The sequence below is a fragment of the Armatimonadota bacterium genome (genome assembly GCA_037138755.1).
Classification (GTDB): Bacteria; Armatimonadota; Fimbriimonadia; order Fimbriimonadales; family Fimbriimonadaceae; genus Fimbriimonas.
The window spans coordinates 1-3,701 of sequence record JBAXHT010000009.1 but is presented as its reverse complement, the minus strand read 5'-3'; the positions used below and the strand labels follow the sequence as shown (position 1 = coordinate 3,701).

The 3,701-nt window shown below is 51.9% G+C and carries 10 protein-coding genes; all 10 read right to left on the bottom strand.

The features are described 5' to 3' along the window. Positions 1–53: 53 nt before the first annotated feature. The gene (locus WCK51_15925; GenBank protein MEI7578377.1) at positions 54–269 is read right to left on the bottom strand and encodes a hypothetical protein; all 216 of its coding nucleotides are present in this window, start codon (positions 267–269) and stop codon (positions 54–56) included. Positions 270–340: 71 nt separating this feature from the next. After that, positions 341–568: a hypothetical protein gene (locus tag WCK51_15920; GenBank protein MEI7578376.1), complete on the bottom strand. Its 228-nt coding sequence runs from the start codon at positions 566–568 to the stop codon at positions 341–343. Further along, positions 565–852, bottom strand: coding sequence for a hypothetical protein (locus WCK51_15915; protein MEI7578375.1), 288 nt, complete (start codon positions 850–852; stop codon positions 565–567). Before WCK51_15915 ends, WCK51_15920 begins: the two co-directional genes overlap by 4 nt. Positions 853–988: 136 nt before the next feature. Beyond that, on the bottom strand, positions 989–1,201 hold the full coding sequence (locus WCK51_15910; protein ID MEI7578374.1) for a hypothetical protein: 213 nt from the start codon (positions 1,199–1,201) through the stop codon (positions 989–991). Between the two features lie 263 nt (positions 1,202–1,464). Then, entirely contained in the window at positions 1,465–1,665 is a 201-nt protein-coding gene (locus tag WCK51_15905) for a hypothetical protein (protein ID MEI7578373.1), read from the bottom strand. A 2-nt stretch (positions 1,666–1,667) separates the two neighbouring features. Next, positions 1,668–2,126 (bottom strand): hypothetical protein, encoded by a 459-nt coding sequence (locus WCK51_15900; GenBank protein ID MEI7578372.1) that lies wholly within the window; start codon positions 2,124–2,126, stop codon positions 1,668–1,670. A 537-nt stretch (positions 2,127–2,663) separates the two neighbouring features. Then, positions 2,664–2,900: a hypothetical protein gene (locus WCK51_15895; protein MEI7578371.1), complete on the bottom strand. Its 237-nt coding sequence runs from the start codon at positions 2,898–2,900 to the stop codon at positions 2,664–2,666. Then, positions 2,893–3,099, bottom strand: a complete 207-nt coding sequence (locus tag WCK51_15890; GenBank protein MEI7578370.1) for a hypothetical protein — start codon at positions 3,097–3,099, stop codon at positions 2,893–2,895. The genes WCK51_15895 and WCK51_15890 overlap by 8 nt, the downstream gene beginning before the upstream one ends. Next, positions 3,096–3,299: a hypothetical protein gene (locus tag WCK51_15885; protein MEI7578369.1), complete on the bottom strand. Its 204-nt coding sequence runs from the start codon at positions 3,297–3,299 to the stop codon at positions 3,096–3,098. Before WCK51_15885 ends, WCK51_15890 begins: the two co-directional genes overlap by 4 nt. Continuing rightward, the gene (locus WCK51_15880) at positions 3,299–3,514 is read right to left on the bottom strand and encodes a hypothetical protein (GenBank protein MEI7578368.1); all 216 of its coding nucleotides are present in this window, start codon (positions 3,512–3,514) and stop codon (positions 3,299–3,301) included. Before WCK51_15880 ends, WCK51_15885 begins: the two co-directional genes overlap by 1 nt. Positions 3,515–3,701 lie beyond the last annotated feature (187 nt).

Genomic DNA, 3,701 nt, shown 5'->3' with positions numbered 1-3,701 from the left:
TTTGGCCGAGAAGCAAAGGGGGCAAACCGCCCTCCCAGGTACGGTTAACCGCCCTAGTCCAGCTTGGCGAGCTTTGCCAGCAGAAGTCGAGCGTACTCCACCTCACCGTAATCGGCGCCGTCGGCGAAGGCGTCGTCGTAGTTTCCGTTGTCAGAGGCGTCGTAGTACTCCGCGTCTACGCAATGTTCTCGAGCGGCGGTCTCCTGGAGCTGGGTGAGTAGAAACTGAAGTTTTTCGGTATCGGTCATGGTGGGGGGTTCGAATTTCATACCTTTATTATGCCTCATTTTGGCCGAGAAGCAAAGGGGGCAAACCGCCCTCCCAGGTACGGTTAACCGCCCTAGTCCAGCTTGGATTCAGGTTCGTTGAACTGGTCGAGCAATTCGGGGGCGTAATCTTCAGCCAGGTCCCACAGATCTGTCCAGTCTTGCCAAACTGTTTGCTCGTAGTGCAGATCCCAAACAATCTGACGAAGCTGCTCCAACGTCAACTGGGAGACCAATCCGTCTACGATCGCGGAAACAACCTCTTCGCGATCTTCTTCAATCCACTCAGTAGGACGATTCATACCACTCCGTGGTCAACACGAGATTGTTGCATCAGGGCAACTTTGTACAGAATCAGGTACCCGATTAGGTCCGAAGTTACATCCTCGTCTTCATCCTCTTGGGTGTTTCTTAGCCGAGAAAGTTTATCGTCTAGACGAACTTTGATCTGCTCAAGAGTGCTTGCTTTGCTGAAGACTCGGATCGGATGCAAAGCCGAGTCCCCATATTTACGGTTCTTTTCAAGAAGCAACTCACGTATTTCATCGCAAACCTGGGCAATGTCTTGTTGAGACTGAGTGATCATGATTGGGGCAGAATTGAACGGTAGTACGCTTGGTAGCGGGCAAATCTGTGTACGGAGGGTTCAAACCCGAGCGACCAGCAACATTCACAGTACGAGAGAAACTCAAACCACGGAGTTGTCGGGTCGAGGGCAGGCATCACAGTTTTCCACCAACCACGCTATCATAGCTTTTGCTACTGTCGGGAAAACCGTCTTGCTCGGCTTTGAGGTACCACCGTGTTGCTTCAACGCACTGTTCCTCAGTCAGGGAAGTTAGGAGCTCTCTTCCGCTTTTGTGCATGGACACGAAAGTGCCCCAGCGTTGCTTCTTGATGTAGAAACAATCGTCAATCAGTGTTTGCTCAATCATGTTTTGTTTTCTTAAGTAGCTCGTAGACATTACCCTTCTTGTACGAATAGGTGGATTTCAGTCATTTTCGGTCCACCAGGGGGAACCCGTAAGAAATTGAGCCGTCTTCTTTCCTGTATAGTTTGCCGAAGGGTATCAGGAACCAAGCAGGAATCATAGCCAAAAGCACAAACGTCACAAGAAACACTGACAGAACCGGCCAAACAAGCATGAGACCGGCTTTAGCGGCCCAGTTGGCCGAACGTGGTATTGAGTTGGTCATATCAACCTCCAACGTCTCCGCTCATAACAACAGGCTCTACATCGCCACAGAGGACCTCAACCTCTATTCCGCTCATGATATCCATGACTTGGTCTCTCACTCGCTCTCTTGTTTTCTTTGTGAATCCATCGAAGTTGAAAATCGTCAAACTCTTGTTAAGCGTGTCAGCGATCACCATCAAGTCACCTGCGGATAGTTTCATTGTTACTCTTCACCTCCGTTCAGGGCCAAGAAAGCATCGCGAAAACCTTCCCAACGCAGTTGGTACTCGCCATTCCCGTATTCACCATACTTTTCGTAGTAGGCTTTCAAAGCCGGGGACAGTCCGTACTTCACGCAGTGGTCGTCGTACAAGTCAAAGACTTTGTTGATAGCGGTCTCGCAGGGCTCGTCTAGTTCGTACTCTTCGTGTTCTTCCACAAACCCCAGCATATCCTTAAGAGCCGCAATTTCGTCTTCGCTAAAACTGCAAGAAATCTCACCCTGCTCGTAACTCGGGATCAGTTCCGCCTCCAGCGCCTCGTCAGTCATGATTGGTTGCATATTTGCAAACAGGTGTTTAGCTACTTCTTTGCTTTGCTCTTTGATGTTTGCCTGGGCTCTTGCCATCGCGATTCCTTTGGCAAGGTAACCCCAGTCGCGCACTTCGGTGACTGGTTTCATTTCACCACAAACCTCACATTGCCCTTCAAGGGTGCTTGAGCACCCGACAGAATACTTGCCGTATGCTTGACCGCAATCTTTGCACACAACGTCGGCTTGGGTCAGCCTTGTGACTAAGTTTTCACTCAAGGGTTTCATCTGCCTTGCTCCTGGTTTTGATTGTAATAGTAAGGAAAGAGTTCTCTCAGAATTGTGTCAACGGCGTTGTAGGTTTTACCTCCAATCTTGCAACTCTCAAGCTGGTAACGGCGAAGGAGTTGGTAAAGGGTGCGGTACTCAGAGGGTGTCATAGTTTCTTTGTGCAGCGCACGGAAATTGGGTTCGGTCATTTCTTCGCCTCCTTAAGCTTCAGGTAATTATACTCCTTGGCGCATTGTTTGGGCCGCTCGGTGCAGTAGATGATTCCGGCGTTTCTGCCACGTTCGATGTTACCTTTCACTGACAGAGCTGTGCCGATAGTCATTAACACTCCCGAAACCACAAGGACGCCAAGGCATGTCATAAATCCGGCAAACATTAATTCTTCTTCTGTTCTCGTCATTCTCCACCCTCCAGCTCGGCGGCGATGCGCTCCAGGGTGCTTGCGCGGATGTACTCAACGCCACCTATGAACTCAGTGTCTACCCGCCAATCGTTTGCAACAGCTCGCAGTGAAGCGGCGATAGTGGATGCCATCCGCGCTGCTTCATTGGAAACGTCGCAAGGATTAAGGTCGTATTCCTTGCGTATAGCTGCTGCAAGCACCGCATGCGCGGCAGGGGAGAGGTCAATCATTGCCACCCTCCAGCTCCTCGGCGATCAGGCGGATCTGGGAGGAATCTACAGCGCGGACACCAAGAACGTCGTAACCAAGTTGCTCGTCAAGGGCACGCAGTGCGGCGGCAAGAGCTTTGCGATCGGTTTTCCACGAAGGCTCATTGTGAAGGCCAATTCGGTTGAAGGCAGTGTAAACTGCAAGAGCTTGAGAAGTCATTCGGGCAAAATAAAGTCAATGTCGGAGGCGATTGCGTTGAGAATCGCGGTCTCTTCCCACAGCAGAGTGCCGTAGTCGCGGGAACCCTTCTCGCAGGCACGATTGCACTCGTGGGTCAGATTGTGCGCCTCGTTGCGGAGGGCTTGGATCACACGCTCCCAATCGGCGCGGCAGAGGGTGACGGTGTACAAAGGTTCCATCAGTTAGCACCCTCCAGCTCGGCGGCGATGGCGAGTAGTTGACGAACCGACCAGTAGACTCCGGTGTCCCATCCTCTTGATAGAGGTAGCTGATCCGCAGCAGCACGAAGGACGGCGGCGATGGCTAGACGGCCTGCACGGTCTTCATCTATGTAGGCATCCAGCACCGCCTGCGCGGCGGGGGAGAGAGTGGTCACAGCGGTTTCGTTTTCCATGAATTAACTATAGCGCCTTTTGCCCCAAAAGCAAAGGGGGCAAACCGCCCCATCAGGTAGGGGAAACCGTCCCTCGGATGGGACCGTCGCCTTTGCCTTCCAGAGACTTTACAAGTAGCTCCGTGAACTTCTCCTGAGCCTCGGAATCGTACGCCATCATATTGCCGTTCAACTCTCGAAGAAGCTC

Bases quoted from the DNA above. Each gene is read 5' to 3' on its own strand.
- WCK51_15910 (MEI7578374.1), bottom strand. From the start codon at position 1,201: ATGATTGAGCAAACACTGATTGACGATTGTTTCTACATCAAGAAGCAA.
- WCK51_15915 (MEI7578375.1), bottom strand. From the start codon at position 852: ATGATCACTCAGTCTCAACAAGACATTGCCCAGGTTTGCGATGAAATA.
- WCK51_15885 (MEI7578369.1), bottom strand. From the start codon at position 3,299: ATGGAACCTTTGTACACCGTCACCCTCTGCCGCGCCGATTGGGAGCGT.
- WCK51_15905 (MEI7578373.1), bottom strand. From the start codon at position 1,665: ATGAAACTATCCGCAGGTGACTTGATGGTGATCGCTGACACGCTTAAC.
- WCK51_15900 (MEI7578372.1), bottom strand. From the start codon at position 2,126: ATGAAACCAGTCACCGAAGTGCGCGACTGGGGTTACCTTGCCAAAGGA.
- WCK51_15895 (MEI7578371.1), bottom strand. From the start codon at position 2,900: ATGATTGACCTCTCCCCTGCCGCGCATGCGGTGCTTGCAGCAGCTATA.
- WCK51_15925 (MEI7578377.1), bottom strand. From the start codon at position 269: ATGAAATTCGAACCCCCCACCATGACCGATACCGAAAAACTTCAGTTT.
- WCK51_15920 (MEI7578376.1), bottom strand. From the start codon at position 568: ATGAATCGTCCTACTGAGTGGATTGAAGAAGATCGCGAAGAGGTTGTT.
- WCK51_15880 (MEI7578368.1), bottom strand. From the start codon at position 3,514: ATGGAAAACGAAACCGCTGTGACCACTCTCTCCCCCGCCGCGCAGGCG.
- WCK51_15890 (MEI7578370.1), bottom strand. From the start codon at position 3,099: ATGACTTCTCAAGCTCTTGCAGTTTACACTGCCTTCAACCGAATTGGC.